3 protein-coding genes are annotated in these 1,593 nt (G+C 64.7%); 1 reads left to right on the top strand and 2 read right to left on the bottom strand.

The features are described 5' to 3' along the window. Both RMO57_RS02765 and RMO57_RS02760 read right to left on the bottom strand, forming a co-directional pair. Positions 1-423 (bottom strand): thiol:disulfide interchange protein DsbA/DsbL (locus RMO57_RS02765; RefSeq protein ID WP_310383989.1); only part of this gene is annotated, 423 nt, incomplete at its 3' end. Between the two features lie 54 nt (positions 424-477). Then, positions 478-1,182, bottom strand: coding sequence for an SPOR domain-containing protein (locus RMO57_RS02760; protein WP_310383987.1), 705 nt, complete (start codon positions 1,180-1,182; stop codon positions 478-480). A gap of 84 nt (positions 1,183-1,266) precedes the next feature. Between RMO57_RS02760 and RMO57_RS02755 the strand changes: the two genes are divergently transcribed. Further along, positions 1,267-1,593 (top strand): hypothetical protein (locus tag RMO57_RS02755; protein ID WP_310383985.1); only part of this gene is annotated, 327 nt, incomplete at its 3' end.

Below are 1,593 nucleotides of genomic sequence, written 5' to 3'. Positions count from 1 at the left end.
CCAGGCGAGGATGCTGGCCTCCTTGTCGACGGACTGCTTGTCCACGTGAATCGTCTGGAACACCTTGCGGTGCAGATCGTCGAGCTTGCCCATGGCTTCCAGCGTGTAAAACAGCCGCTGATGCGGCACGAAATCGTCGCGGAAAGCTACTGGCACCCGCTTGAGCACCACGTCCGACGGCAGCTTTTTCGCCCAGGCCTCGAGCTGGGGCTCGAACGTGTTGCAATGCGGGCAGCCGTACCAGAAGAACTCGACCACCTCGATCTTGCCCGGCGCCACCGCCAAGGGCTGCCCCAGCCTTTGGAACTGCTTGCCCTCGACCGGGCCACCCTGGGCCAAGGCGCTAGTCGGCAGGCCGACAGCCAGCAAGCCAGTGGCGCTGAGGCTGAAAATTGCAGAGAAATCGCGACGCTTCATCATCATGAGAATCCTAGGGCGGGGGGAAAGGCTTGGAGCAGAGCGTGCAATGCTGAGCGATCAGCGTTGCACGCGCACCAGATTGGCTTCGATGCCGGCGGCCTCGACCTTGCGCTGCAGCTCTTCGGCCTCGTCGCGGTTCTCCAGCGGGCCTATGCGCACACGCAGCACCGTGCGGCCGGACTGCTCGCGCTCCAGCACCTTGGCGCTGAAGCCCAGCATGGCCAGGCGGGCGCGCTGTTGCTCGGCGTCTTCGGTTTTGACGAAGGCGCCGGCCTGCACGAAATAGATGAAGGGCTCGGCGGTGTTTGCGGCGGCGGCTGCGGCAGCCTTGGCGTCGGCCTTTTTGTCGGCGGCCTTGTCGCTTGGCTTGTCTGCCGCTTTGTCGGCCACTTTTGGAGTCGGCGCACTGGCTACGGCCGCAGGGGCGGCGGTGGCCGGTGCCGCCGTGGGCGTCGGCTCAGCGGCAGGCGCGGCGGCTGGGGCTGGGGCTGAGCCCACCACACCGCTGGCCACCTTGGCACCGGCCTTGCCGGCCAGCGGCGCGTTCGGGTCCCAATTTTTATTGCGCATCGCCTCTTCAACATCCTGCTCGGCGGTGCGCAACGGCACTTTGTTGATGAAGGGAATCGGCACCTTGGCGATATAAAGCGCCACGCCCAGCGCCACCGCCAGCCCCAGCAACACGCCGACGATCAGGCCCAGCACAAAGCCGCCGCGCTGGCCTTGTTTGTTGTTGCTGCTGCTGCTGCTGCGTTGGCTCATGCGCTTTCCTCGATCGCTTCACGATTCATGATGGTGGGTGCTGTAACGCCTAACACGGCCAATGCGTTGGCAAGCACCTGACGGGTGGCGGTCATCGAGCTGCAGAACAACACCGCCAGTTCCGTCCCGCTCTACGATCCCGCGTATCCGACGAACCGTTGGAAGCTCGGCGGCGGAATTGATTTCACCTTCCCCGCCAGTGTGAGTCTCGCGGCCGGCGCGCGGATGCTCGTCGTGGATTTTAATCCCACCAACACAACGACGCTGAATGCGTTCCGCGCCCGCTATGGCATCAGCAACAGTGTCGCCGTCTATGGCCCGTTCACCGACGCGCTCGACAACGGCGGTGACGTCGTGAAGCTGTATCGCTCCGATACGCCGCAGCAATCGCCGCCGGACGCGGGCTTCGTG

Source organism: Roseateles sp. (assembly GCF_031397715.1).
Classification (GTDB): Bacteria; Pseudomonadota; Gammaproteobacteria; order Burkholderiales; family Burkholderiaceae_C; genus Paucibacter_A.
The sequence above is the reverse complement of the archived record's forward strand: the minus strand, read 5'-3'. Positions and strand labels throughout refer to the sequence as shown.

What these genes read in the sequence shown, in the direction of transcription:
- RMO57_RS02760 (WP_310383987.1), bottom strand. Translation starts at nt 1,182, where the DNA reads ATGAGCCAACGCAGCAGCAGCAGCAGCAACAACAAACAAGGCCAGCGC.